We start from the raw sequence: 26,858 nt of genomic DNA on the forward strand, positions 1-26,858 counted from the left end.
CTCTCTTGCCTTAAATATGATTTTCTCCTTCTTTAGCAGTCGCTGGAAATAACGCTTCCATAGCGTTTAAACATTATGGATCATTAGGATTTACCAGCCGACGTCAAGGATCTTGCTATGCACCAACCTATCGCTGTTTTCGACGCGGGTATTGGTAGCTACGCCATTGTTGCCGAGATACACAAACGCCTTCCCAAACAGGATATTTTATATTTCGCTGACCGAGCGAGCTTTCCTTATGGCAGCAAAGGACGTGATGAACTACTCACAGTCATGCATCGCACGCTGCTCTTTCTAGAGAGCTACACTCCATCCGCCATTGTCATCGCCTCGAACGCTCCTTCAATTATGGTGCTGGACGATATTCGTCAAAGCACATTGGTCCCCTTGTTCGGCGTCTACCCGCCTATCGCAGAAGCGCTTGCCGCATCGGTTACAGGCCAGATTGGCATTATGGGGGTGCATTCTCTCATCGAAAGTTCACCTCTGAAGCAATTCATCGCTCACCATGCGCCTAATCCGGAAAATGTCAGCCTGATCAATGCCTCCTCCATGGTGGAACTTGTCGAGAATGGTGCCTTCCTATTCGACCCGAAGACAACTCAGCAAGCGGTCACTGCTTTTATAGACGACGTTTTCCAACAGAATCCTGATATCGATACTCTGACGCTTTCAAGTACCCATCTACCTTGGTTGCGTACTTTCTTCGAATCGGCGAGACCAAACTGCCGCTTCCTCGATCCCGCCGAAGCGATTGTCGCGGGGCTAGGCAACGGCACACAGGGCACAGGACAGATTCGTGGCCTAGTAACAGAAAGTGATGCCTATAACGTCGAAACCTTCCAACGTATGTTGCAGCAGTTCGGCGTAGATATCCCGTTAGAGGTGGTCTCGCTACCATGACGTATGGCCTGCTGACATTTCAACGTGAACCACGATGAAATACCCACAAGCTGATACTCCAGACAGCGGCGCATGCCGCTGCCTAGTTGCCCTCTACTCAGACGGTTTATCCGCAGAGCTATCCGCGTCCTGTGAACGCTTGCCTTGCCCTTCTCCGCGTGCAATATCCTCATGGCTGATGACCATGATTTCCCTTGGCCACCACTCTGGATGGTTATCGCGGATAAAGGTCATCATTTTCTCACGAATGTTCATCTCGGCCGTCCAGCCCGCCATAGGATCCGATGTCATTAAATAGCAAGTGACCGTTTGCGCGTAGGCAGTTTGCTTGGTCACATAACAAAGCAATTTATGATGCTCAATGACATTATCTTCTTCCTGGGCATAGGCTAAAAACGTCTCCCGCACCTGAGAAATATCAGCGCTTAAGTGTAGTGTCAGCTCTAAGAAGCGGTACATTTTCGTACTCTTCACCGAGAGGTTTTCAAACGGCTTAGACGTAAAGTAGGTAACCGGCACGATGACACGTCGTTCATCCCAGGAGCGCAGTCGAATAAAGGTATAAAAAATGCCCTCAACATAGCACCATTGCCCTTCGAAGATGACCAAGTCACCAATTCGTATAGGCTTGGCAAGCGACAGCTGAAAAGAAGAGAGGATATTGCCTAACACCGCTTGGCCGGCAATACCTACCAGTACGGCCAGCACACTAGCCGATGCCAACAGCGACAAACCTAAAGACTCAAACAGCTGGATCTGCCCCAGCACATAAACCGACACACCAATGACGGTGATTAAGATAATCACGCGGCGCAAAGCATACAGCGAGGTTAACAGACGACGTTTATCTTTAGGCTTAGTATCGTCAATTTCCCCGACTAAGCGCCGGGTCATGCGCAGCATGATCGTGTCGATCAAGCGTAGTGCAATGGTACCAGCCCCCCAGGCCATAATTGAGATCAACAATACGCGGAACGTCGTCGTCACAATGGCGGAAAACGATACAACGTAGTCCAGCAACATCTGCGTTACCAGCGACATAACAATCATCGCCATGGGCACGCCAATTTGATCGGCGAAAATAGTAGACACGCCTGAAGGCAGAATGCGTGCCACTAACCCAACAACGTAGTAAGTCACCATGCCTACCGTGCCAATGGCGATTAAAAAAACTGGGATCGCTAACCATTCCCAAATTTTTAGTATGCCAAACGATGCCTTCAACCGTTCTGGAATATAGCTTTCTAGCATTGAAGGCCCATACTCTTCATAGAGAGCTGGAATAGACGACACACTCTCTGGCATTACTAGCCAAACAGGATCTTCTTCATTGATTCGATAACGCCCTATCCGAACATCATAAGCCTGTCCTTCTACTTTTAATGCTGCCAGCTCTATATTTCGTCGTGGCGAACCCGCTAAAGGGTTCTGACCAGAAGCGTCTTCAATCGCTGCGTCTTGGCGAGCCGGCAGATTCGAGGCATTTAGCCACTCACCACGCTTTAGTACCTCCGCTAACTGCCTCGCAAGCTCAGCTCCCCTCGCCTGCTGCTCACTTGGATCAATGCCGTTTAGATTAAGCAAATGCGCGGCTGAGGCGTAATTTCCACTTTCGGTGAAGGTTAAAAAGCTACGGACCGCTTCCCGTGGCGACATTCGTTTAGCCTCTTCCGGCACCTCTCCTAGCCCTGCGTTAAGCGAGTCAATAGCGAACCACCGCTCATTTTCACTCTCATCTCCTTGAGTTTGCGCTGTGCTAACGCTGGAAAACACCAAAGTAACAACCAGCACAAACCACATAAGCCACGAGCTGCTTTTTTTCATAACAACCTTGTCATTAAAAGTAAGTGAGCTAAACAACCAACCACTAACTGGCAACAAAACCGCCAGTCCTGCGCTGAATACAGTGCATCCATGCCAGTGGTTGAGCAAAGTACAGACGACGTTCTTCAATCAATCAAGCTTCTAGTGTTCCAACACTGCAACACTGAGTCTCAGTTGCACTATCTATTACATGCTTCACTTAACACGTACCCTTCTTAACCAGCAACGTACTCTTTAAGGAGAAACGATGAAAAAGTTAGTAGGTGTTACCAGCGCTCCACGCCCTCACTGGGTGGGTGACGGCTTTCCGGCGCGTTCGCTGTTCTCCTATGGCCCACGCTCCGAGCAGTTGAGCCCCTTTTTGTTACTGGACTATGCTGGGCCCGCCGACTTTACTCCCACCACGCGGCCACGCGGTGTCGGGCAACACCCGCACCGCGGGTTTGAAACCGTCACGATTGTCTACCAAGGAGAAGTGGCGCACCGCGACTCAACGGGCAAAGGCGGCGTAATTGGCCCAGGCGACGTGCAGTGGATGACGGCGGGTGCGGGTATCCTGCACGATGAGTTTCATTCGCCCGCGTTTACAGAGCAAGGCGGCACACTAGAGATGGTGCAGCTGTGGGTAAACTTACCCGCCAAAGACAAAATGGCCACGCCAGGCTATCAGGCAATTTTTAATGCCCAGATTCCTGTGGCAGCGTTACCTGATCAAGCTGGGAGCGTCCGTGTGGTCGCCGGCAGCTATATAGATGGCAACCGTAAGGCTCACGCGGGCCCAGCACAGACGTTCTCGCCGATGAACGTATGGGATGTGCGGCTAAACGGTGGTAAGACAACCACGCTGACGCAGCCGGATGGATGGACAACCCTGCTGGTCGTGCTAAGAGGGACGGTTCAAGTCAATGGCGAAGAGGTACTGCGTGAAGCACAAGTGGCCGAACTTTCTAGAGAAGGTGATGCGCTGACACTTGAAGCCAATAATGACGCAACCCTGTTGCTGCTAAGTGGCGAGCCGCTCAATGAGCCAGTGGTAGGTCATGGGCCGTTTGTGATGAATAGCGAACGTGACATCATTGAAGCGATAGAAGACTTTAACAACGGCCGCTTTGGTCACATGCCAAGCTAATGACGTCGCTATTTAAGTAGCAACTTTTCAAGCAGCTACTGTTGAAGTAACAATTGGGCTGGCTTAATAGCCAGCCCTTCCGCTACGAATTAATTACGCTGCTGGTCTGGAAAGGGAATGAATTCTTCATCGTCCCCCGGCGGCAATTTAAATCGCCCATGCTCGAAGTCACCTTCCATCCACGCCTGCTTAGCAGCCGCTAGCTTTTCTCGGGAAGACGCCACGAAGTTCCAGGAGATATAGCGTGGTCCATTGAGCGTTTCGCCGCCGAGCAGCATTAGCCGAGCTCCGCTTTCGCCCGCGGTTACGGTGATGGGATCACCCGGACGGAACACCATCATTTGTCCCGCATCGAATGTATCCCCTGCAATACTAACGCTACCCGACGTTACATAGAGGCCACGATCTTCGTGACCATCGGGCAAAGGAAGCTTAGCGCCGGGCTGGAGGACTGCATCCGCATAGAACATCTCCGAAAAGGTCTGTACAGGCGCCTGTTCACCCCATGCCGTACCAAGAATCAAACGAACCTCTTTACCCTCACCTTTAAGCAGCGGCAATGTCTCCTGCCCATGATGCGCAAAGCTGGCGGGTTTATCTTCGTATGCTTCAGGCAATGCCACCCACGTCTGAATACCAAACAGGGAGTGCTTATTCTGACGTGTAGCGGGGCTAGTACGCTCGGAATGGGTCACGCCATTACCAGCAACCATCCAATTAACCGCCCCAGGATGAATCATCTGATTAGTCCCCAGACTGTCACGATGCTGGAACTCTCCCTGGTACAAGTAAGTGACCGTAGCAAGTCCAATATGGGGATGAGGACGAACATCGATACCATCCTCTCTAAGAAATTCAGCGGGGCCCATCTGATCGAAAAAAATAAATGGACCCACCATCTGGCGCTTGGGCGCGGGAAGCGCACGTCGTACTTCAAAGCCACCTAGGTCGTGTGCACGAGGAACGATCAGTGTTTCAATATCGTGTAGGTTGCCTGCGGAAGGACATTTGGGCTCAATATCGGGCATCCAGCTCATAGGAGTTTCTCCAGAAGTGAGAGGCAGGAAAGTGTCGAATACTCGTTAAGCGAGCACATAGCGTCCCTTGGTATCGCTGGTTTCATGTTCAATGGTAAAGGGGCTTGCAGGTGTATCAGACATCGCCTTCTCCTTCTTATATTGCACGTTACCCAGCCAAGGGCCTATTGCTATAACTTAATAGATATCAGCGAAACATCCATGACGCGACTAGACGCACCACACGGGGCATCACCACATAGACCACCAGCCCAACCACGCTGGCAGCAACAACACCGTGGCGAATACCCCATGTATTCAACCAGGGAAATAACGCGAAAAGCGGCCCCCAAAGGAACGGAACCAACATGGTGAGAGGCCAGATAACCGAGGTTGTAACAAGCCACTGCTTCCAGCGCACAGGCTGTTTGTTAACAGGTGCATTAGGTGGCGAGAACCAGTAATCGATACCGCTTTGAATCTGGATGACCTCCTCTTCCCGAAAGGCCGGTAACGCATCATTGATCAACGCCTTTCGTTCGGCAGACTCAAGCCATCTCCCGGCTTCAGCATGGGAGGCAAACCTAAGCGCTATTTCATAATCATGGTGCCCCTCCGCAGGACGAAGAATATGCACGCCAAGATGACCAGGATACTGACCCGCCACATGGATGATTTTTTTTAGCCATGCTTCATACTCAGCCCGCGCATCGGGTTTCACGCGATGACATATCTTCAGTGTTATCGCACCGGACTCTTCGGGTGACTCTGCACTATGTTCAGGGGGCATGGTGGTATTCCATAATTGATGGACAACGGATTAATGCCATCCTTGCAAGCAATGACCAGGGGCCTACCTGCCCCCAGTCATTAGCATGGTTTACTTCTTATCAGAGGATTGTGTCAAAGTGCTGTAGCTATTCATTAAGTTGCGATAGTCGGGGATATGATTAGAAAAGAGCGCCCCTAGGCCTTCAATATCATTTCTCCAATCACGATGAAGTTCGCAGGCAGCACCAAACCAGGTCATTAACTGGGTACCGGCGCTACTCATGCGGTCCCAAGCAGCATCACGGGTAAGTTCGTTAAAGGTCCCCGATGCATCGGTGATCACGAACACATCAAACTCTTCTTCAAGTGCGGAAAGCGCCGGGAAAGCCACACACACTTCTGTCACCACGCCCGCAATAATCAGCTGTTTCTTACCCGTCGCCTTAACCGCTTTTACGAAGTCCTCGTTATCCCAGGCATTAATTTGTCCAGGGCGTGCGATGTAAGGCGCCTCTGGAAACATCTCTTTTAATTCAGGCACCAGCGGCCCATTAGGCCCATCTTCGAAGCTTGTGGTAAGAATTGTTGGCAGACCAAAGTATTTCGCCAAGTCAGCAAGCGCCAGTACGTTATTTTTGAACCGATCAGGGTCAATATCACGAACTAAGGACAACAGCCCAGTTTGGTGATCTACTAAAAGAACGGCAGCGTTATCTTTATCGAGACGAACATAGGGGTTAGCCATGACATACTCCTTTATCTATTAGCCTGAGTGGGCTTTTGGAAAACACAGATCCAACAGCTCTTGCGCATGCCATACAGAGTTTAGTAGTTCGCTGACTCGATGATTAGATAGAAAATTAAGACACAGCGTTGCATAGGGAGAACACATGACGCCCCCTAATCTGAATGATCTTTATTATTTTGTGAAGGTAGTCGACCATGGAGGGTTTTCTCCAGCGGGCCGTGCGCTGGGCATTGCCAAATCAAAATTAAGCAGACGAGTGGGAGAGTTAGAAAGTCAGCTTAACGTGCGCTTGTTGCACCGTTCTACCCGCCACCTAACACTCACTGATATTGGCCAACGCTACTACCAGCACTGCAAAGCCATGTTAGTGGAAGCTGAAGCGGCCCAGCAGTTCATCGAAGAAACCCAACAAGTGCCCTGCGGTACCATCCGCATCAGTTGTCCCACGGGGCTATTGAGCTTTCACGTGAGTGCAATACTGGCGGATTTCATGGTGCTCTACCCAGATGTCCTGATACATCTGGAAGGAACTAACCGCCGTATTGACCCGTTTGTTGAGGGATTTGATATTTCGCTCCGCGCCCGCCCCTTTCCTTTAGAAGATAGCGAGCTTGTTCTGAAGGTACTTTCGGATCGCGGGCAATGCTTGGTAGCAAGCCCAACACTGATTGAACAACACGGCATGCCATCAACGCCCAACGATCTTCGCAAACTGCCTAGCCTAAGCAGAGCAAGGCCAGAGGAAGCTCACGCTTGGCACCTTCAACGCGACGGTGAAGAGTGCCAAATTGAACATTCGCCACGGTTTATTACCACTGATATGACCGCACTTTATAGAGCAGCACTGGCTGGTGTTGGTGTGGTGCAACTTCCAAGTTTAATGCTAGGCGATTCGTTGGCCTCAAATAAGCTAGTGCAAGTAGTGCCTGAATGGGAGCCTCGACGGGAAGTTATTCATGCGGTTTATCCTTCCCGTCGAGGCTTGCTGCCCTCTGTTAGAGCACTGTTAGACTTTCTTGCCGAACGATACGCAGCCATTGGAATGGAACGCTAACACACGCATCAACGCTCCATTTCACCCAGCGCCTTGAGTTCTTCGTCATATAGCGCGACTAGTAGCAGCTCGCCGTGCTCGTTGACTCGAAACTGACCATAACGGGCGGGCTCAAAACGCTCAGCGTGGCCTTCCTGAAAGAAAAATGCATCCGTAGCAAAGCGCACGTTCCCATTGCGCAACCGGTAGCGTAAGCGTCTTTCGTCATCGCCTAGCGGCGTGCCATCATCCAAGCGTTGGAAGTGGGCGATTGATGCTTCATCCAAACGAACCACCACGCTGTCATTGGCTGCCGTTTGCATGGCATTTCCATCCGCCTCTTCGTGGCGATCAATTGCACGCTGCATACGAATACGGTTAGCCAAGGCAAAACTTAGCACCATGTAGTCACCCTGCATTAACGAGCGCGGATCAACCGGGGCAAGCTCCAAATAGACAATTTCACCTTCGGCTAAGTGATGCTCTTTCTGCCAAATGGCCCAGTTAACCACCGCTAGCACAACAGCAGTGGTCGCAATGACTATCCAGCGGTTTCGCTTCACGTTACGGCTCATTAGCATCTCCTAGCGGCGTGGGCTTATGCACTGTTAACCATCGGTTTAGCCACCAACGCTTCAGTACCCAGCGAATGGATAACAGCAACGCCCCCATTGCCAGCAACATGAGTGATTTCATCAACAGCGTCACCTCCAGCCAGTAGTAATAATTACTAGCCGCCATCAGTAGTAACAAAATACCGCTTCCCATCAGCACCCGGTGACCAAGCGTAAATCCGAGCAATAGTAAGGTAACCCCAGCGCCAAGCCCCGGCATATAAACTGATACCACCGCCACTAGCGCGACTGCGCCATAAATTACCAAGCGTTGCGCAATGGCAGGCTGAGAATGCTGACGAAATGCCTGATGAATAACGCACACTAAGGCCAGCGCGACCAAAGCAGTGCTCAGCCAACTGGCAAGCCATGGGTCAAACCACTGAGCGTCTGAATCGTAAAGCCAAGCAAACTGGTTAGAGTACGCCTGCCCTTGAAGCACCAACACTCCCATTAACAGACCAGCCCCCCATGCCTGAACCGCCCCTATGCGCCTTGGCCAACGACATTCATTCAACCAGAGCAGTGTCAGCACCAGCACCACCATGCCAATCGCCACCGGTGCCAGTCCATTGGCTGCTAGCGCCATCGTTAACGCTAAAGTTGCTAAAAACGCCGACATACTGCGGTGAACCTGGCTCGGCATGATCAGCGCCAGCACGCACTGCAGCGCCAGCAAACTCCACCATAGGCTGGCGGAAATACCCCACATTTCGACCGCTGGCCAGGCTACTAATAATTGCCCAGCTAAGCTAAACGCCAGCGCCATGTGCTCCAACACATCGCTTCGCGCGGCGCGTAGTAGCGCAAATGCCCCGCCAATCAACAGGCTGCCTACGACAAGAGAAGCCACTGAGCTTTCCAGTACAAATACCACTGCCGTGGCAATAAAGCCCAACAGAAACAGCGCTGCTAACCAACCGGAAAACGCCTGCAGAACCCGCACAAACCAGGGTGATTCCAGCGGCGCTGTTGATGAAGGCTCATTTAGCGCAATGCCAGCCTGAGTTAATCGCTGCTTTAACGTACTCATCGGCTGACTCATGATGCCTCCTCCGCGTTTAATCGCTTCAGCCACATCACCGCTGCCGCCCCCATGGCAAACACCGCGCCTGCCAGCAACAGCAAGCCGCCTTCATTCCACTGACCTTCCCATAATACGTAGCGTGCAAGCAGCAATGTGACCACCGTAATCAGCGATACGCAGCCCCCTGCCAACATAAATAGCTCAAGCCGCCACTGACGATAAACGCCATACAGCACTGCCAACCACACGGGGTAAACCGCCACAATCGGTGTCAACGCATGCGCTTCCCCACTCACCCACGCCATCATCAACAGTGTTAGCGGCACGCCGCTACCCAGCGCCAACAAACAAATTGCCCAACGCCCCGGCCAATTTCGGCGCTGCACGCCCCACTCCCACACGACTTGAGCCGCTAAGTTGATAAGCACCAGCCCCCATAAACCGGTGTTATCAGTAAACAACACGCTGCCTAAAATACCGCCCCAGGTGCTGCTATACAGCCACACTGATAGGTTCAAAAGCCCTAGCCACGCCACCCAAAGTGCATCAAAGCGTGCTATCCATACCAACGGCAAAGTGAGCAGAGACCAGAGGAAAAACAGCTGCCATGGGTCTGCGCCAGTTTGGTAAACCTGACCCACCAGCGCCAGCAGTACTCCTATCAATAGAAACGCCGCGGCTAACGCCACGCGAAAAAGCATCACGCTCGCGCTACCCCACACCGCTATGCCTGCCGCCAACACCAACGCGGCCTGCACTAACGCAAAGCGCGGCAGGCGGCCCATGTCCGACCAATTGAAAGCCACGAAAAACAGCACCGCGCAGGCCAGTGCCAAGCCACCCAGCCACAGCAGCAGCCGGTCAATCAACAGCGCCCAGGCGTGGGGCGACGGATGTAGTCCCGCCACTTTAACCGCTAACGGCACTTGTTCAGGAGGTATCACTCCCTGCTCAATTAACGACATGAGTTTACGGCGTGTAGTGGCCATGAGCGCTCTCCTTGCTGAAACACACTTGTTGAAATAAGGGGAAGCGTTATTACAGACATCGCCCTATCGTTAGAGTCCCCGTGACACATTTGTGAACTTTGCGCGATACACTCTTTATCACCCCGTGACCCAGCTGTGATGCTGAGCATCTAGGATAGGGTTTGAACCTGCTAGTTCGGCAGGCTTAAATCTTGGGGAGACACCTCTATGAACAAGCTTACTACAGTCACTGCTATCTGCTTATTTAGCCTAATGGCAACGGCTAGCCACGCCGATGACATGATGTCCGAAGAGGGCATGATGGAAGATGACATGTCTCAGTCTATGGAGAGTGAGTCAATGGAAAAAAGTGGCATGGCGATGGATGATATGTCCGACGCGATGGACGATTCCATGGACGGGGATATGCATGCTGACAGTATGTCTGACGATGGCATGGAAATGGAGAAAGACATGGAAATGCAAGACGAGGACATGTAAGACGAGGACATACAAGCTTCTGCCACACTATTAATCTGAGCACTCAAAAGCTGGGGCACCTATGACACGAAACGTACTGATTATTGAGGACAACCCGGGTATCGGTGAGCTCGTCCGCATGCATGTGGCCGAGCTTGGCATGAACCCCGTTCTTTGTGAACGGGGTGATACCGGGCTTGAACGTTTTCGTGAAGGGGGTATCGATCTAGTGATTCTCGACCTGATGCTGCCCGGCTTGGATGGGCTGTCGATTTGCCGCGAAATCCGCTCCGGCCCAGGTTACGTTCCGGTACTGATGCTAACCGCTAAAAGCACTGAGCTGGACCGGGTTCTAGGCCTGGAAATGGGGGCGGATGACTACCTCACCAAGCCTTTCAGTGTGGCTGAACTATCGGCAAGGGTGAAAGCCTTGTTCCGACGCGTAGATGCCATGGCATCTGCCACCGTCACGCAACCCAGCCAGCAAGAATTAATCACCGACGGGCTGCGCATTGATCCGCTGCGTCGGCGGGTGTTTATAAAAGATCAGCCCGTCGAACTCACTGCCCGGGAATTTGACCTGCTATGGCACTTTGCCAGCCACCCAGGTCGGGTATTCAGCCGTATCCAACTGCTCGACACTGTGTGGGGCTACAGTCACGAAGGTTACGAGCATACCGTCAATACCCATATCAACCGCTTACGGGGCAAGATCGAAGCAGATCCCGCTGCCCCGGCGTTTATCCAAACCGTTTGGGGGGTGGGCTATCGCTTCCGCGAATAAGTTATGCTGAAAACACTCTATACTCGGCTAGCCTTAGGCTTGTTTCTGTTATTGCTCGTCGTCGGCCTGCTATATACCTTCATCAGCCTCTATTCGCTGCGTGAATACAACGCTTCGGTCAATCAGGCGTTACACCAGAATCTGGCCAAAAATCTAGTGTCAGACAGAAACCTAGTCAGCAACGGGCAGCTTGATAGTAGCGCCCTGGAAGAACTGTTCGCACTCTACATGGCCATTAATCCCAGCATCGAGATCTACCTGCTAGGGCTGGATGGCACCATTCTGTCTTATTCAGCAGATCCAGCGAAGATTAAACGCAAGCAAGTCTCGATGGCCCCCATACGCAGGCTGATGGCTGACACGAGCCTTTATCCGATACTCGGCGATGACCCCAGAAGTCACGATCGGCAGAAAGTCTTTTCCGTTACCCCAGTGCCAACAGCAGACAACCCCGAAGGATACCTTTATGTGGTATTGCGGGGTGAAGAGTACGACGCGGCGGAAACCATGGCCCGTGGTGGCAAACTACTGGAAATGAGCGCCTGGGCGCTGCTGGTCAGCCTAACCGTGGCGATGCTCGCGGGGCTGACTATTTTCCGCCTACTGACTCGCCGTCTGAGATCATTAACACGACGAGTAGAAGCGTTCGAGAACAGCGACATGAGCCAGCCCCAACTCGACAACAGATGGCACGACAAACAGTCCGTGGTGCGTGACGAGATCGACTATCTGGACGTTACCTTCGACGACATGGCTCGCCGAATTGCCAGCCAGATCGAACAACTGACCGAAAAAGATGCCCAGCGCCGTCGTTTGATCGCCCAGGTATCCCACGACCTGCGTACCCCACTAGCCTCCATGCAAGGCTATATCGAAAGTCTGAAATTAAGACGTGATCGTCTCAGCCCCCAAGAACAAGATCGCTTTCTCGACATTGCTCTCAAAGAGGGCCGTCGGTTAAGCCGCTTAGTGGATGAGCTCTTCGAGCTTGCCGCGCTTGAGGCAAGAGAGAAACAGCCGGTGCCAGAACCCTTCCCGCTAGCGGAGCTGGTCCATGACGTGGTTCAGAAGCACGACCAAACTGCACGCGACAATCACTTGGCGCTAACGTTAAGTGGCAACCCAGCACTGCCAACCGCATACGCCGACCTAGCGATGACCGAACGTGTGCTGGACAACTTAATCAGCAACGCCATTGCCTACAGCCCCGCTGGCGGCCACATCGACGTTGTGCTTAGTCAAACGAATGGAGAACCACAGGTTTGCATACAAGATAGCGGCCCAGGCATTGCGGAACAGGATCTGCCGCATATCTTTGACCCGTTTTATCGTGGCGAGACCTCTAGTGGCGCTGGCCATGCTGGGCTAGGGCTGGCTATTGCGCGCAGAATCATGACGCTTCAGGGCGGTGATATCGGCGTCGAAAACCTAGCCAGTGGCGGGGCAGCGTTCTGTATACGGTTACCCACCGCCCCCTCATCCGCCAACGTTATAAATACGTAATAACCTAGAGAGTTGGTTGTGATAACTCTCATGCAAACTGGTCACAGTAGTCACACCCTTTCCCCATAGCGAGTGGAGACACCACATGCTTATAAAGATTGCCAAACCGAGTGATTTACACGAATCCGATGTAACACCGGAATCTATTTACCTCTCCCGGCGGCGCTTTATGGGCGGCATGGCGGGTTTAGGCGCGGGGCTTGCCCTCTCCGGCCACGTCCGCGCCAACGAAGATTATGCTGATGTGCCGGAAGGCGATGCCCCAGCCTGGCTGAAGGAAAAAATCAGCGACACCCAATGGCGAGCTATCACCCCCAGCGACCCTGATAAAGATAAAATCGCCCCCTTTGACGATGCCAGCGGCTACAACAACTTTTTTGAGTTTGGCACCGATAAACGCGATCCCGCCCGTCATGCAGACAGCCTGGAAACCCAGCCCTGGAGCGTGGTGGTCGATGGTGAAGTGAATAACGGCGGGCGCTTTGCCCTAGAAGACTTCGCCAAGCCTGCGCAGTTTGAAGAGCGCATTTACCGCCTGCGCTGCGTAGAGGCGTGGTCGATGGTGATTCCCTGGCTTGGCATCCCCCTTGCGGAGGTGATTCGACGTGCCGATCCCACCAGCAAAGCCAAGTACGTGCGCTTTGAAACCCTGGTGGACCCAGAGCAAATGCCTGGCCAGCGCTCTTCGTTCTCGATAATCGACTGGCCTTACGTAGAAGGTTTGCGCTTAGACGAGGCTATGAACCCGCTGACACTGCTCGCCATGGGTATGTATGGCCGTGAACTGCCCAACCAGAACGGCGCACCCTTGCGGCTGGTGGTGCCCTGGAAGTATGGCTTCAAAAGCATTAAATCGATTGTGCGTATCTCACTGGTAGAAGAGCAGCCAGTCAACTCCTGGCAGAAAATCGCCGCCGATGAGTATGGCTTCTACGCCAACGTTAACCCACAAGTTGACCACCCACGCTGGAGCCAAGCCACCGAGCGGCGGCTTCCCAACAGCCTGTTCAACGCTAATACCATTGATACCCAGATGTTTAACGGCTATGCCGACGAGGTCGCCGAGCTATATGCTGGCATGGATTTAAGGAAGCACTACTAATGGCTGCGCCACGGGTATGGTTACTGTGGCGGGTAGGCGTTTTCCTGGCGGCGCTCGCGCCGCTGGTGTTCTGGGGCTGGCAGGTAGCGATTAACGCCGCAGGCCCCGAGCCAGGCAATTATCTGCTGCTAAACATCGGCATTGGCGGGCTATGGATGCTGCTGCTCACGCTAAGCCTTACGCCGCTCACCAAGCTCACCCGCTGGAAAGGCTTTGCATTGATCCGCCGTCAGCTTGGTCTGTGGACACTCGCCTACGCCACCCTGCACATGCTCAGCTACGCGCTATTTATTCTAGGGCTTAACTGGGCGCTACTAGGTAGCGAGCTGGTCAAACGGCCCTACATCATTGTTGGCATGATCGCACTGATCGGCCTTGCCGTATTAGGGGCGACCTCTAACAAATGGTCGATGCGCCGTTTGGGTAAACGCTGGAAGCCGTTACACAAATTTGCCTACATCATTTTAGGGCTGGTACTGCTGCACTTCTTTTGGGTGGTGCGCGCCGACATGCAAGAGTGGGCCATGTATGCCGCCATTGCCGCGTTAGTCATGGCAACCCGCCTACCGCCCGTCGCGCGCACACTGCCCAAGTTGCGCTATCGATTGAGTCGTACTTAGGGCTTATAAGAGCTATCAACCGACGAAACCTAGCCAAGTATGCAGCGCAGATGCTTGCGATAGGCAGCTTTGTCACGCGCTACATCTGGAGCCTTCATTACGTCGTTGGCGATAAAGGTCGGCAGCGCTTCTAAGCCGATAAATTCCTGAGATTTGTGGAACGGGAAGTAAACACCATCCACACCGCGCCCTTCGAAGAAGTTATCCGGTTCATCGAACGCTTCCAAAGGCGCGTTCCAGGTTAACGACAACATATAGCGACGTCCCTGCAGCAGGCCACCACTGCCGTACTGCTTGGTCGGGTCTTGGCGGCTACGGCCATCGCTGGCGTAAAGCGAGCCGTGGCCTTCTGTGAACACCTCATCGATGTAGCGCTTCACAATCCAGGGTGCGCCCATCCACCAGCCCGGCATTTGATACACAATCGTGTCCGCCCACAGGCAATTCTGCACCTCGGCCTTCAGATCATAGCCTTGATCAATCACCGTCTCGCGTATCTGATAGCCCATTTCCTGCAGAGTGCTTACCGCCACGCCGTGAAGCGTATTATTGAGTTCACCGCCAGAGTGGGCAAACGCTTTACCGCCATTAATCAGCAGAATTTTCATTAATAAAACCCCTCATGATAGCCTGACATCCATGCTTATATTCTTTGGCATGGCGTTTAATGAGCGGTATTGTGAGTTCAAAACATGCGAAAAAATAGCGACGCTTCAGCAAGACACTTTTGATTTAAAATCAATAAATAGAGTATTCGCCATTAAGGCAACCGATAACGTTATGAACAGCACTCAATGAAAAGCACCCTTGAAGAACAACAGGCCTTTGTGACGGTCGTCGATAGCGGCTCAATCACCAGCGCAGCCGAACGGCTAGGCATTACGGTTTCTGGGGTTAGCCGTGCGCTCAACCGCCTGGAGCAAAAACTCGGCGCTACCCTGTTACGTAGAACCACGCGTCGCCTGGAACTGACCGAGGAGGGAGAAACATTCCTAAACCATTGCCGCCGTATTCTCGCCGCCGTGGAAGAAGCCGAAGAAGCGATGCTGAACCGCCACAACCAGCCCCAAGGCAGGCTACGGATCAATGCCGCTCCCAGCTTTATGCAGTTCGTGATTGTGCCGGTGATTGGCGAGTTCCGCGCCCGCTACCCTGGTATTACGCTGGAACTCGACACCCACGACCGCTTTGTCGACCTATTGGAACAGCGGGTCGATTTGGCCATTCGCATTGGCAAGCTTGAAGATTCGTCGCTGCACGCCCGTCTCCTTGGCTACAGCCCGCTGCGCCTTCTGGCCAGCCCCGCCTACCTTAAACGCCACGGCACTCCAGAAAGCATCGACGACCTTCAAGATCACAGCTTGCTAGGCTTCAGCCAGCTCGATCATCTCAATCGCTGGCCACTGTGCCGCGCCGATGGCCAACCCTTGCATATCACCCCAACGCTGGCGGCCTCCAGCGGTAGCACGCTGCTTGAGCTAGCCCTTGGCGGGGAAGGCATTGTCTGCCTCGCCGACTTTATGACCATCACTCCCCGTCGCAACGGCACACTGGTGGATGTATTACCCGGCTGCATAGAAATGCAGACCCAAGCGGTCAATGCCGTGTACTACCGCCAAACCGCGCTTTCACAGCGCACCCGGCTGTTTATGGAGTTTTTAGCTGAGCAACTGCCGGGGCGGTATTTGATCGCTTAAATCACTCAATTAGCCGCCCCGAGTGCCCAGAAGCTGTTTGAGAACCCGCGACTCCAACACAAAGGGAACGGACATATGATCTTCGCCCTCCACGGTGTGAAAACTGCTACGCAAACCGTATGCCGACAATGCTTCAATCCGCTGGTATAGCTGGCTAGCATCCTGTTGGTTCTGCAGAGAGTCGTTATCGGCCACGGCCAATGACAAGCTGTGATGGATGACATTTACCTCTCCGGCTTCTACCTGCTGCCTAAAATCACGTTCATGTTTCAACAGGTAGCTATTGTTCCACCAGAGGCTGGGGCTGGCCGCGACAATGTGGTTAAACAGATCCGGCCGAGTAAATAAGGCATAAATCGCAAACATACCACCGAACGAGTGCCCATAAAGGCTCTGGTGATTAGCATCTACAGGAAAACGCTCGGCGACCGCCGGCATTAGGCTGTGCTCGATAAAATCCAGCAGTTCATCCTGCCCGCCTTGAGGTGGTTCGTTGTGTTCCTCGGCCACCGGCGGAGATAAATCGTAGGAGCGGCGCAGAAAGTTATGCGGCGCTTCTCCAGGATAACCAATACCAACGATAATGGCTTGGCGGAACTGCTCTTGTGCCCGCTTGGCCTCATGCAAAGAGGCGAAATAAGCGTTGCCATCCAACACATAGATCACCGGGTAACCGCCGCTGTAGGGCACCTCGCCTTCTGGTTTGCTGATCAGGATACGATAAGACGCCCCTTGCTCATTTTGCATTGCCCACTCAAGCGTCTGATCAAGGGTCACTTGACGTTCGGCCGTAACTGGCGACGCATGTGCATGCGTTGCTTGCCCCAAGACGGCCATTAAAGCCAGCCCGGCAAACACGAATATTCTGACGGATAATTGCATGACTAGTTGTCCCCGCGACGCTGCTGCTTAATCACCATTTGTATGAGAGGCTGCCAATCAGGCTGCGCCCAGCACCGCGATAGCAATAGATGCCCTCGCAGGAGATATGCTCTTCGTCCGTTACGTTAGTGGCGTTGAGGCTGGCACGAACTCCCTGAAAAGAGCCCGCGAAATCATAGTGAGCCGCCATATCAATCAGGCTGTATCCAGCGTTTTTATTGCTGTTGGCGTTATCAATGTACTCACTCCCGGTGTAGCGCACGCCACCGGAAAGATGCAGTCGTTCCAACGCAGGAACGCGATAATCCACCCAAAGGGACGCCAGATGGCGTGGGGTATTCGCCAAGTCACTCCCCTCGTTGCCATCGTTATCTACGGTGATTTCGCTGCGGTTATAGTTGTAACTTGCGGTCATGCGCAGGTTATCGGTGACATTCCCAACAGCCTCAAGCTCCAACCCACGGGTGCGCACCTCTCCGGTTTGGATTTGAAACAGCGGGTTGTCCAGATCGGTGGTTTTGCGGTTGGTTTCATCAATCTGGTAGATCGCCGCAGTCAACATTGCGTTACTACCTGCTGGCTGGTATTTCACTCCCAGCTCAAACTGCTCACCCTCGGTGGGGTCAAAGTCATTGCCGCTGGCATCGGTGCCGCTCTCAGGCAAGAACGACTGCGCATAGCTTAAGTACGGTGATAGCCCTGAATCGAAAGCGTAAAGTGCGCCAAAGCGCCAGGTGTTCTGCTCATCTTGGCTTTCGCTGGTAGTACCAGTGAGGTTGTTGCGAGTCTCGTCCTGCACCCAATCGCGACGCAGACCTGCGGTCAAACGCCAGTTATCGAGGTTAATCTGATCCTGTAAATAAAGGCCTCTACGATGGTTTTTACCACTGTCGTTGGTCCAAACGTTACTCGGCTGAGCGACAGGCTGGCTATAATCCGGGTTGTCGATATCGATCGACGGTGCGCTGCCCCCTGCATAAATAACATCGTTCTCAAGATAGGCGTAATCGACGCCTAACATCACCTGGTGCTCCACCGCGCCCTGATCTAAGGTCGCCATGAGCCGGGTGTCGGTGCTAAGCGACTCCATCTCTTCGTAAAGGCCGACACTGCTGCGGCTTAGCGTTGTACCGGCTAAGGTACCTGCGGAAAGGTACTGGTTAGTGGCATCTACCTGACCGTAGCGTACATTTTGCTGCAGCTGCAGTTGGTCACTCCAACTGTGGTTAAATTCATAGCCCAGTGCCCACTGCTGTTGATCCAGCTTGTCGTAGTCTTCATCGCCAGCCCAAAAATGGGTCAGGTTATCGCCGTCCTGATAAGGGCGCGGTGATGCGGAGGTCTGGCGCTCCTGGTACTGCGTAATAAAAGTAATGTCGGTACGTTCGCTCATCTGCCAATGGAGAGTGGGCGCCAGCAGGGTGACATCATTATCCACCTGTTCGATATCTGTTTGTGCATCGCGCATAACACCCACCAAGCGGTACTGCACATCGCTACCTATGTCTCCTCCCACATCGAACTGGCCTTGCAGATGATCATGACTCCCGACCTGTAGCTGCACTTCCTTCGTCGCATCTGCCTTCGGACGTTTGCTGACCCGGTTCACCAGCCCACCGGGTGAAAGCTGACCATAGCGCATCGAATCGGGGCCTTTAACTACCTCAATGCGCTCCAGGTTATAGGGCACAGTGGAATAGTAAGAGAGCCAGCCACTATTGGGTTGGCGCAAGCCATCAAGAAAATCGCCATGATATACCGTCGGAAACCCCCTCACCGAGATCAAGTCAAAGCGCGGGTCCATCCCCGACGCTTCCACTCGAACCCCAGCCGTGTAGGCCACCGCCTGCTCTACGGACAACGGCTGGCGGTCACGAAGCTGCTCTGCGGTGACCACACTGATGCTTTGCGCAAGCTCTATCAGCGGCGTATCGGTTTTGCTACCTGCCGAGGTGCTAAAGGCCAAATAACCATCACTATCGATTCGGTTGCCCACCACTTCGACGGTATCCAACACCATGTTTTCTGCGCTAGCCGCTTTTTCCATGACATAGTCCGCAGGCCCCCGCTTGATCACTTTCAAACCACTACCCTGCAGCAGTTGGGCAAATCCCTCGTCCACACTATAACGTCCATGCAGTCCAACACTGTGCAGGTCTTCAGTGAGATAAGCAGAAAAAGACAACACAACGCCCGCATGACTAGCGAACTGACTCAATACACTGCCCAGTGCCCCCGGTTCAATGTTATATGTCTGTTGGCTAGCAGCCTGCTGCAACTGTCCGCCCGCTGTTTGCGCCTGTGCTGCCTGAATAGGCAACAACACCATCGAACTCATCAAGGCACAACCCAGGGCGATGCCGCCAAGCGCACGCGTGGGTTGGCCACCATGGTGGTATCGAAGTGATATGAGTGTCTGCTTGGGATTAAAGGGTGTGGTCATCGTAATCTCGTCAATTCCAGAATCGGTTGCTTTATCTCTGGGTCGAACGAGATTGAAAAAGGGACAATAAATAATCCAACTTTTTATTCGCTAGGTTTTAGGGTTACCCAATATTGGGTCAAGCGGTCGACGCTAACCGGCAACGCATTGGCAATGGCTTGGAGCGCCCGGTCGATATCATCAATAGGGAAAGCGCCTGACACTCTCAACCCAGCAATAGAGGGGGCACAGCGCAGTACACCTGTGCGATACCGGCTCAGCTCTGCTACCAAACGGCTCAGTGGCCAGTCCACCGCCACCAGTAGACCGCGCGTCCAGCTATCCGCCTGGGCGTTGGCGGTGACGACTTCCACATTAATCGAGCTCATCTGCGCCTGCTGTCCGGCAACAAGACGTTGCGTCTCACCACCCGCCGACTGCGGGATCAACTCGACCTGATCTTCCATCACGGTAACCTGGGTCGACGTATCCAGCTTACGCACGGTAAACACGGTGCCCAACGGCACCACAGCGCCCTGCTCGGTATGCACTTGAAGCGTTTTGGCAGCAGTCACGTTTCCAGTTCCATCCCGCGTGCGAATAAAGATTTCGCCTGCATAAAGGCGAATCAACCGGGCAGTCGAGGTTTCCACTACATCCAGTGCGGTGGCGGTATTGAGCACCAGTTGCGTACCGTCCGCCAGCGTATATTGGCGCCGCTCTCCCCGTGCGGTACGGTGGCTGGCCATCCAGCTTTCCACAGGTGCCTGCTGCCAGGCCAACGAGCCCAGGGCACCTCCTACTGCCAACAAGGCAAAGCCGCGCAGCACGGCTCGTCGGCTATGACTCTGGCGTTGTTTGATCTGCAACGCATTGAGCGAAAGAGTGCCAGGCATCACCTGCAATTGCTGACGCAGTTTTTCCACCTGCTGCCAAGCCTGAACATGATCCGGATCTGCTTCCAACCAAGCATTATGTGCCTGTTTTTGCTGCTCAGTAACATCCTCCGAGCACAGCAGTGCGTACCAGCGGGCAGCCGCTCTGAGAGTATCTTTGCGGGCTGACTGGGTATCGCTCATAGCGATTCTTCGCACATCAACAGCAGACAATGTTCAGTCGCCTTAGCCATGTACTTTTTCACCGAGCTGACGGACACCCCCAAGCGTTCGGCGATCTCGGCATAACGCAGCCCTTCCAAATGGCAGAGCAAAAATGCTTGGCTTACCTTGTTGCCTAACCCTTCCAACATTTCATCAATCTGCAACAGGGTTTCCAGAATCAAGGCCTGCTCTTCTGGCGAGACAACCACCGGCTCAGGTTGCTGCTTCAAGGCTTCTAACCAGGCTTTTTCCAATGCATCCCGACGCACAAAGTCCACCCATACCCGGCGGGCGATGGTGGTCAGAAAGTTACGTGGCTCATGCAGTTTGCTAATTTGGGAGGAATTACTTGGGGAGGAGAGAATGCGCAGGAAGGTATCCTGAGCCAGATCAGCCGCCTGCCAGCTACAGCCCGTTTTGCGCTGCAGCCAACGCTGCAACCAGCCATGATGTGCATTATACATCTCGGCCAATGGCGTATTCTCAGCTGAAACAGGCATTCCCCCTCCGATAAACGATCAGCAAACGGAGAGACATTCTAATAACAGCCATTAGTTAATACAAATCATTATTATTTTCTTTAAGAATACTATCGCCCTCACTAGCGGCGATCCATTCATGAAAGGACCTCTCCTCGGCGTCGCTCCCCTTGAGGGCATAATAAACCAGCCGTAAGTGGCGCTCTTCATCGACAGTGAGTGTCGTGTGCTCGAACGCCACCTCGCCCAGCTCCTCAAGGTAAAGATGACGCACTCCCTGGCAAGGGGCGTTGACCTCCTGGGTTTTCCACACCAGCTTAAACTCAGGCGAAACCTTGGTTAACTCTTCGACAAGCTCATCAATAGCGGGGTCTTGCGCCGCACGGGCAAAGTCGCGCCGAAAGCTGGAGAGCATTTGGCTGACCTGCGCTTCCCAGGGTGATAAGCGCTGACGCATACCAGGGTCGGTAAATAGCAGCCACAGCAGATTGCGGCGCTCAGGCACATGGGACGAGAAGTTGAACAGCTTATCGGCGGCACCGTTCCACGCCAGCACATCCCAGCGTAAGTTAAGAATATACGCAGGTCGTGTCGGCAAATCGTCCATCAACGTTTGGATCAGCGGTGGCACGCTGCACCAGGTTTTGCCTAGCTCAGAGGGTAACCGCTGATGAGTCAGTAAGAACAAATGGCGTCGCTCAGCCGCATCCAACTTAAGCGCTTTGGCTAGATTGTCCAGAAAAGTCGCCGATACGCTAATATCGCGCCCCTGCTCTAACCAGGTATACCAAGTCAGTCCCACGCCCGCTAAGGCGGCGACTTCTTCGCGCCTTAACCCCGGCGTACGCCTTCGGCGGCCACGAGGCAGGCCCATCTCTTCCGGGGCGATTTTCTCTCGATGTTTACGGAGAAATTCAGCCAAATCTTGCCGCGCTCGAGTCAGCGTCCGGGGTGCAGTCATTTTGTTACCTTTGAGAACTCATCACTTCTAATAAGCTAGCACTTTTAATAACCTAGCACTTTTAGTAATAGCATAAACGGTTAAATTGTACCCCTCTTAAAGCCTCTCCAGAATAGCCCTTCGCTGGCAGAACGCCCGGTGATTTTTCGATCCTTAATTAACATGGAGAGCGTGATGGCTGACCAATCTCGTCTATCGGTATATCTAGTGGCACTGGGTGCTTTTGCGCTTGGGATGGCCTCTTATGTAACGGCAGGGCTCATTCCACTCATTGGAGATGCCTTTAGTGTCTCTGCTGCCACGGCTGCTCAGCTAGTCACGGCATTTACCTTAGCCTATGGCTTAGGCTCGCCTGTCGTTGTTGCCCTTCTGCCCGGTCATCATCAACGCGTGGGCTTATTACTGGCGCTAGCCGTGTTTATTGTGGCCAATATCGCCAGCGCCCTGGCCACCAGTTTTATATCCCTGGCAATATGGCGTGCGGTCGCTGGCGTTGGCGCAGGGGTTTATCTTGCGATGGGCATTGCCGCCTCTGCTGCTATCACACCCGAAGTAAATCGAGGCAAAGCCATTGCGATTATTATGGGCGGCATGGCGAGTGGTACAGTGTTAGGGGTGCCTTTCAGCCTATTGCTGGCGGAACGTTTTGGCTGGGCGTCAGCGATGTGGCTTATTTCAGTACTCGGCATCATCGCCTATGCTGGGCTTCACGCCAAACTGCCTGCACTCCCCTCCATGCCGTCACTGCCGCTTGCCCGCAAACTGGCTATTTTGAAAGCCCCGCATGCCATGGCCATTCTGGCAGTTTCTTTATTGGGCGCCGTTGCCAGTTTGGGTATGTATACCTTTATCGCCCCTTTTATGGCGGCTACCGAGTCAGGCGCTGTTCAGTCGATTACCGGCTATTTATGGGTATGGGGGATTGGCGGCGTCGTGGGCAGTTTTCTGATTGGGCCTCTGGTGGACAGATTTATCGGCCCTGTGATTACCCTGGCAATTATGTTGCTGCTCTCTCTAGCGCTCATTGCTCTTCCTGTCACGGCGTCGGTTCACCCACTGCTGACGTTACTGCCTATTGCGCTTTGGGGTGCTGTGGGCTGGGCGCTGCAAGTGCCACAAAACAACGAGCTGATTCGTACGCGCCAACCCCACGGCGACGGTAACCTGGCGGTTGCCCTCAATGAATCAGCGCTCTATTTAGGCAGTGCGATAGGCGCTGCCAGCGGAGGCATTATATTGGCCCTCCAGCTTCCCGTTTCGACACTTGCGATTGGGGCGGGGGTTGTCGCCGCGGTAGGTGCGGCAACCCAGCTAATCATCGTCATGCGCACGAAGCGCTAGCTCAGTTCGTGCACGCCAAGTGGTATGAAGAGTGCCGCTTGGCGGTTGTGCATAGATCGGCCTCATGCTTAACACCTGAACAGCGCGTATTTCGATAAAGCAAGATTAGCTTACGCTTTCTATACTGCTGATTATTAGCAGTGTCAGAAGTGGTCGCAAAACAACTGACCCTCCGAGAGTTAACGTACTCATATTGTTTCTATTATTGTTCTCCAGCTATTCAAGGATATTATGGGTCTTCAGGAAATCGCTGTCGGTGGCATCCTTCTTAGCCCACTGCTGATCTATGCCCTCTTGGGCTTCATCGCCACGCTGGTGACCCGCACGCTGCTTCACTGGGTGCTGGGGCAGCATACATTGTGGTACGCAGCGTGGTTCGATCTGTCGCTCTTCGTCATCCTTACGGCTGGCATTACCTGTGTATTTACTATTCTGCTCGGGGGTTCTTGATGCGCCATTCGCTCCGACTGCTACTTACTCTGGTTATTGTCGCACTTGCTATTGCCGCCGGTACTTGGCTATGGCGTTACTATCTTTATACTCCCTGGACCCGCGACGCTCGCATTCATGCAGAGGTCGTCACGATTGCGCCTGATGTATCGGGCTGGGTGCATACGCTCAATGTTACCGATACCGATTACGTTACCCAGGGCGACGTACTGTTTGAGATTGATGACACTCGTTATCAAACGGCAGTCGACAGAGCCCAGGCCACGGTTGAACACCGTCAAGCAACGCTCGAACTCAGCCGCGCAGAAGAGAGCCGGCGGAACCAACTGCGTAGCAGTCGTGCGATTAGTGCAGAAGACCAGCAGGTTGCCCAAATCAACTCACGTATTGCTGCTGCCGATCTCAATCAGTCCCAGGCCGACCTCATCAGTGCCCAGCTTGATCTAGAACGAACACAAGTAACGGCGCCGGTCAGCGGCCATGTGCTTAACGTGCAATTTGTGGCGGGTAACTACGTAAATCGCGGCACCTCGGTAATGGCACTGATCGCCGCCAACTCTTATTACGTGGTGGGCTATTTCGAAGAGACCAAAATGGCGTCGATCAACGTAGGCGACCCGGTCGAGATCATTCTAATGAACGGCGCCCCCCATCTGGATGGCCGAGTGGCGGGTATTGGCCGAGGCATTGCCGATAGCAACACCACCCTTAACCAGCAACTACTACCACAGGTGGCGCCAACGTTTAACTGGGTGCGCTTGGCACAGCGCATCCCAGTACGCATTTCGTTAGACAACGTCCCTGACGACACGCTGCTTAGCGTCGGCATGACAGCAACGGTACGCGTCCACGCTGCCGAACAGCCTGAGTGATTCATGTCGCCGTTTGTTAATACCTACCTGACGCCCAATGCCACGGCGGTTAAGTTCGCTATCAAAACCACCTTGGCAATGATGCTGGCACTCTATGTGGCTCTCTGGTTCGACCTGGAAAGACCTTACTGGGCGCTAATGTCGGCTGCTTTTCTCCAGGTTCGACCGATGAGCGGCATGGTGATCGAAAAAGGCATCTGCCAGCTTAGCGGCACTTTTATCGGTGCCGTTGCAGGTATCGTGATAATGGCGCTGTTCGTCCAAGCACGCATACCCGCACTGATCGTATTGACGGCCTGGATTATGCTGTGCACTTATGTCGGTTCACTGTGGCGTAACAACTACACTTACGGCTGCCTGATGGCTGCCGTCACTGCGATGCTGATTGTGGTGATTTCCAGCGGCAGCACACCAGCGGGTATTTTCGATATCGCCGTGGCCCGGCTTTCCGAACTGGGGCTAGGTGCAGTCTGCGCGATGCTGGTCAGCTCGCTACTCTGGCCATCCCATGTAGGTGCACACCTTGCCACCCAGGCCGACAGCGTCATCAACGAAGCCTTCGAGCATGCCGCCCTGCGTTTGGAAGCCAGCAACGATATTCCAGCGATGCAGAAAGCTCTGCGGAGTAGCCTAGCGCCATTAACACTACTGGAAACCGATAGCCAAGCGGCCCGTTTTGAGGGCCCTGTCGGCCCCGGCCGAGTACGCGCCACCCACGTACTAACGCGGCGTACACTGCGCTTTTTCGCCAACCTTCAAGCACTCCATCAACTGATGTACGACCACGCCGATCGGCTCGACCCACAAAGTATCGAGCTTGCATGTCGGGTCGCTCAGGGCTTTCGTGAGGCAGAACACGTCAAGGGGGTCGCTAAAGCAAGAAAAGCACTCCAGGTGCTACGCCATCAGGTTCATGAAAGTGACCAGGAGAGCAGCATCGCCCCGCTCGACCAGCGCCTTCGCTTGGGACTTCGCGAATCGATTGGCCATGCGCTGGTGATGCTCGACGCCCGCGAGGCAATTGCTTCACCGGGGCGCCATAAACTACGCTCATCGCCGCTAGCCTGGCACCGTGACCACCTTGCCGCCACTATTAACGCCATACGCTCGGGATTATTGTTTGCGCTACTGGCAACCTTCTGGATTGTTACCGCCTGGAATAGTGCCATGATCGCTATGATGCTGGGCACGCTGTTCTCAGCCTTCTTCGCTAGCCGCGAAAACCCAGTCGCTATCACGATGATGTTTTACAAAGGCATGTTGGCGGCGATTCCCAGCGCCTTTCTATTCGGCCATGTACTGCTCTCCCAAGCCAATGGTTTTCCGATGCTAGCGATGCTGTTTGGCACGCCACTATTTTTAGGCTTACTGGGAGCCACGAACCCGGCCACCATGGGGTACTGTTTAGCCTTTGCTATTTTCAACATTCTGCTGACCATGCCTGGCAACGGCATGGATTTCACTTTCGACAGCTTCGCCAACCGGGTGGTGGCCGTGGTGATTGGGCTAACCTGCGTCGTTATGGCTTTCCGCCTACTGCCAGGGCCAGGTGCACGACTTAGGAGGCGGCGTCTGATTAAGGCGATTTCCCAGGATATCGATGGGCTACGCCGACGCTCGATTCGAGATGCTGAAACCCGCTTCAGCGGCCATATGGCCGACCGACTACTGCAGCTCGCTCAGCACGACGATATGCTCCCCGAGGACCAACGCCATCTGTTTATTTTAGGCCTGACAGGGCTCGACTTGGGCACCGCGATGTTGCGCCTACGTGACCGTCTCGACGATGCGCCGCACCCGTTAATCCGCCGAACGCACCAAGACCTACTGCAGACGCTAGCCAACGGTTTTGCAGAGAGTGCCAACGGGCGGCCGCCCCAAGGCATTCGCGAAGCCGGTAAGCAGTTGGAAGCGGCGATTGAGGCCTACGGTGACATTCCCGCCGACCGTCTCGTGCTCATGAAAGGCTTGGTTGAACGACTCGAACTGGCCTTAGAGCGTCTTGCGCGTATTATGGCGGAGCGGCCACATAGTAAGCCTTCAGCTAAACAGCGCTTGTCGACACCCGCATCACAGTGAGCGAATAAATCAATGTTATAGAGCGTTTCGACTTTGCCAGCGAGATTGCCGAG

Annotated in this window: 26 protein-coding genes; 13 read left to right on the plus strand and 13 right to left on the minus strand. The window is 53.7% G+C overall.

Annotated elements, in window-relative coordinates; all coding sequences use genetic code 11:
* Positions 1 to 117: 117 nt before the first annotated feature.
* Entirely contained in the window at positions 118 to 903 is a 786-nt protein-coding gene (locus CEK60_RS10565) for a glutamate racemase (RefSeq protein WP_089038987.1), read from the plus strand.
* Between the two features lie 93 nt (positions 904 to 996).
* Here the strand turns inward: CEK60_RS10565 and CEK60_RS10570 are convergent, their stop codons facing one another.
* Positions 997 to 2,727, minus strand: coding sequence for a mechanosensitive ion channel family protein (locus tag CEK60_RS10570; protein ID WP_089038988.1), 1,731 nt, complete (start codon positions 2,725 to 2,727; stop codon positions 997 to 999).
* 247 nt (positions 2,728 to 2,974) lie between these two features.
* Between CEK60_RS10570 and CEK60_RS10575 the strand changes: the two genes are divergently transcribed.
* Complete coding sequence (locus CEK60_RS10575) at positions 2,975 to 3,856, plus strand: pirin family protein (protein ID WP_089038989.1); 882 nt, start codon at positions 2,975 to 2,977, stop codon at positions 3,854 to 3,856.
* An 89-nt stretch (positions 3,857 to 3,945) separates the two neighbouring features.
* On the opposite strand, the gene CEK60_RS10580 is transcribed toward CEK60_RS10575, so the two are convergent.
* The 3 genes from CEK60_RS10580 to ycaC all read right to left on the minus strand — a co-directional run bounded on the left by CEK60_RS10580 (position 3,946) and on the right by ycaC (position 6,388).
* Positions 3,946 to 4,893: a pirin family protein gene (locus tag CEK60_RS10580; protein ID WP_089038990.1), complete on the minus strand. Its 948-nt coding sequence runs from the start codon at positions 4,891 to 4,893 to the stop codon at positions 3,946 to 3,948.
* A 187-nt stretch (positions 4,894 to 5,080) separates the two neighbouring features.
* Entirely contained in the window at positions 5,081 to 5,662 is a 582-nt protein-coding gene (locus CEK60_RS10585) for an antibiotic biosynthesis monooxygenase (RefSeq protein ID WP_089038991.1), read from the minus strand.
* 90 nt (positions 5,663 to 5,752) lie between these two features.
* On the minus strand, positions 5,753 to 6,388 hold the full coding sequence (gene ycaC / locus CEK60_RS10590) for an isochorismate family cysteine hydrolase YcaC (RefSeq protein ID WP_089038992.1): 636 nt from the start codon (positions 6,386 to 6,388) through the stop codon (positions 5,753 to 5,755).
* Between the two features lie 145 nt (positions 6,389 to 6,533).
* Between ycaC and CEK60_RS10595 the strand changes: the two genes are divergently transcribed.
* The gene (locus CEK60_RS10595) at positions 6,534 to 7,445 is read left to right on the plus strand and encodes a LysR family transcriptional regulator (protein WP_089038993.1); all 912 of its coding nucleotides are present in this window, start codon (positions 6,534 to 6,536) and stop codon (positions 7,443 to 7,445) included.
* An 8-nt stretch (positions 7,446 to 7,453) separates the two neighbouring features.
* On the opposite strand, the gene CEK60_RS10600 is transcribed toward CEK60_RS10595, so the two are convergent.
* The 3 genes from CEK60_RS10600 to CEK60_RS10610 are packed head-to-tail and all read right to left on the minus strand — an operon-like array spanning position 7,454 to position 10,054.
* Positions 7,454 to 7,999 carry a GDYXXLXY domain-containing protein gene (locus CEK60_RS10600; RefSeq protein ID WP_089038994.1) on the minus strand — a complete coding sequence of 182 codons (546 nt, stop codon included), beginning with the start codon at positions 7,997 to 7,999 and terminating at the stop codon, positions 7,454 to 7,456.
* A complete protein-coding gene (locus CEK60_RS10605) occupies positions 7,989 to 9,083 on the minus strand; it encodes a DUF4401 domain-containing protein (protein WP_089038995.1) in 1,095 nt (364 codons plus the stop codon). Before CEK60_RS10605 ends, CEK60_RS10600 begins: the two co-directional genes overlap by 11 nt.
* Positions 9,080 to 10,054, minus strand: a complete 975-nt coding sequence (locus tag CEK60_RS10610) for a DUF2157 domain-containing protein (protein WP_089038996.1) — start codon at positions 10,052 to 10,054, stop codon at positions 9,080 to 9,082. Before CEK60_RS10610 ends, CEK60_RS10605 begins: the two co-directional genes overlap by 4 nt.
* 207 nt (positions 10,055 to 10,261) lie before the next feature.
* On the opposite strand from CEK60_RS10610, the gene CEK60_RS10615 reads away from it, so the two are divergent.
* The 5 genes from CEK60_RS10615 (at position 10,262) to msrQ (ending at position 14,522) form a co-directional block, all read left to right on the plus strand.
* Entirely contained in the window at positions 10,262 to 10,534 is a 273-nt protein-coding gene (locus CEK60_RS10615) for a hypothetical protein (RefSeq protein ID WP_089038997.1), read from the plus strand.
* A gap of 61 nt (positions 10,535 to 10,595) precedes the next feature.
* Positions 10,596 to 11,297 carry a response regulator transcription factor gene (locus CEK60_RS10620; protein WP_089038998.1) on the plus strand — a complete coding sequence of 234 codons (702 nt, stop codon included), beginning with the start codon at positions 10,596 to 10,598 and terminating at the stop codon, positions 11,295 to 11,297.
* A 3-nt stretch (positions 11,298 to 11,300) separates the two neighbouring features.
* A complete protein-coding gene (locus CEK60_RS10625; RefSeq protein ID WP_089038999.1) occupies positions 11,301 to 12,800 on the plus strand; it encodes a sensor histidine kinase in 1,500 nt (499 codons plus the stop codon).
* 85 nt (positions 12,801 to 12,885) lie between these two features.
* Complete coding sequence (msrP, locus tag CEK60_RS10630) at positions 12,886 to 13,902, plus strand: protein-methionine-sulfoxide reductase catalytic subunit MsrP (RefSeq protein ID WP_089039000.1); 1,017 nt, start codon at positions 12,886 to 12,888, stop codon at positions 13,900 to 13,902.
* On the plus strand, positions 13,902 to 14,522 hold the full coding sequence (gene msrQ, locus CEK60_RS10635) for a protein-methionine-sulfoxide reductase heme-binding subunit MsrQ (protein WP_089039001.1): 621 nt from the start codon (positions 13,902 to 13,904) through the stop codon (positions 14,520 to 14,522). Before msrP ends, msrQ begins: the two co-directional genes overlap by 1 nt.
* A gap of 29 nt (positions 14,523 to 14,551) precedes the next feature.
* On the opposite strand, the gene CEK60_RS10640 is transcribed toward msrQ, so the two are convergent.
* Positions 14,552 to 15,130, minus strand: coding sequence for an NAD(P)H-dependent oxidoreductase (locus CEK60_RS10640; RefSeq protein WP_089039002.1), 579 nt, complete (start codon positions 15,128 to 15,130; stop codon positions 14,552 to 14,554).
* Positions 15,131 to 15,316: 186 nt separating this feature from the next.
* Here CEK60_RS10640 and CEK60_RS10645 point away from each other — a divergent pair, with 186 nt between their 5' ends.
* Positions 15,317 to 16,219 carry a LysR substrate-binding domain-containing protein gene (locus CEK60_RS10645; RefSeq protein WP_089039003.1) on the plus strand — a complete coding sequence of 301 codons (903 nt, stop codon included), beginning with the start codon at positions 15,317 to 15,319 and terminating at the stop codon, positions 16,217 to 16,219.
* A gap of 9 nt (positions 16,220 to 16,228) precedes the next feature.
* Here the strand turns inward: CEK60_RS10645 and CEK60_RS10650 are convergent, their stop codons facing one another.
* From CEK60_RS10650 to CEK60_RS10670, 5 genes are all read right to left on the minus strand, one after another.
* Positions 16,229 to 17,101 (minus strand): alpha/beta hydrolase, encoded by an 873-nt coding sequence (locus CEK60_RS10650; RefSeq protein ID WP_089039004.1) that lies wholly within the window; start codon positions 17,099 to 17,101, stop codon positions 16,229 to 16,231.
* A gap of 31 nt (positions 17,102 to 17,132) precedes the next feature.
* Positions 17,133 to 19,544 carry a TonB-dependent siderophore receptor gene (locus CEK60_RS10655; RefSeq protein ID WP_232471501.1) on the minus strand — a complete coding sequence of 804 codons (2,412 nt, stop codon included), beginning with the start codon at positions 19,542 to 19,544 and terminating at the stop codon, positions 17,133 to 17,135.
* Between the two features lie 83 nt (positions 19,545 to 19,627).
* Positions 19,628 to 20,602: a FecR domain-containing protein gene (locus tag CEK60_RS10660; protein WP_089039005.1), complete on the minus strand. Its 975-nt coding sequence runs from the start codon at positions 20,600 to 20,602 to the stop codon at positions 19,628 to 19,630.
* On the minus strand, positions 20,599 to 21,123 hold the full coding sequence (locus CEK60_RS10665; protein WP_089039006.1) for a sigma-70 family RNA polymerase sigma factor: 525 nt from the start codon (positions 21,121 to 21,123) through the stop codon (positions 20,599 to 20,601). Before CEK60_RS10665 ends, CEK60_RS10660 begins: the two co-directional genes overlap by 4 nt.
* A 55-nt stretch (positions 21,124 to 21,178) precedes the next feature.
* Positions 21,179 to 22,063, minus strand: a complete 885-nt coding sequence (locus CEK60_RS10670; protein WP_089039007.1) for a helix-turn-helix transcriptional regulator — start codon at positions 22,061 to 22,063, stop codon at positions 21,179 to 21,181.
* A 174-nt stretch (positions 22,064 to 22,237) separates the two neighbouring features.
* On the opposite strand from CEK60_RS10670, the gene CEK60_RS10675 reads away from it, so the two are divergent.
* The 4 genes from CEK60_RS10675 to CEK60_RS10690 all read left to right on the plus strand — a co-directional run bounded on the left by CEK60_RS10675 (position 22,238) and on the right by CEK60_RS10690 (position 26,805).
* Entirely contained in the window at positions 22,238 to 23,404 is a 1,167-nt protein-coding gene (locus tag CEK60_RS10675) for an MFS transporter (protein WP_089039008.1), read from the plus strand.
* A 231-nt stretch (positions 23,405 to 23,635) separates the two neighbouring features.
* The gene (locus CEK60_RS10680) at positions 23,636 to 23,854 is read left to right on the plus strand and encodes a DUF1656 domain-containing protein (RefSeq protein ID WP_089039009.1); all 219 of its coding nucleotides are present in this window, start codon (positions 23,636 to 23,638) and stop codon (positions 23,852 to 23,854) included.
* Positions 23,854 to 24,726, plus strand: a complete 873-nt coding sequence (locus tag CEK60_RS10685) for an efflux RND transporter periplasmic adaptor subunit (RefSeq protein WP_089039010.1) — start codon at positions 23,854 to 23,856, stop codon at positions 24,724 to 24,726. The genes CEK60_RS10680 and CEK60_RS10685 overlap by 1 nt, the downstream gene beginning before the upstream one ends.
* A 3-nt stretch (positions 24,727 to 24,729) precedes the next feature.
* Entirely contained in the window at positions 24,730 to 26,805 is a 2,076-nt protein-coding gene (locus CEK60_RS10690) for an FUSC family protein (protein ID WP_089039011.1), read from the plus strand.
* Positions 26,806 to 26,858: the final 53 nt, after the last annotated feature.

The sequence above is a fragment of the Halomonas sp. N3-2A genome (assembly GCF_002216165.1).
GTDB lineage: Bacteria > Pseudomonadota > Gammaproteobacteria > Pseudomonadales > Halomonadaceae > Vreelandella.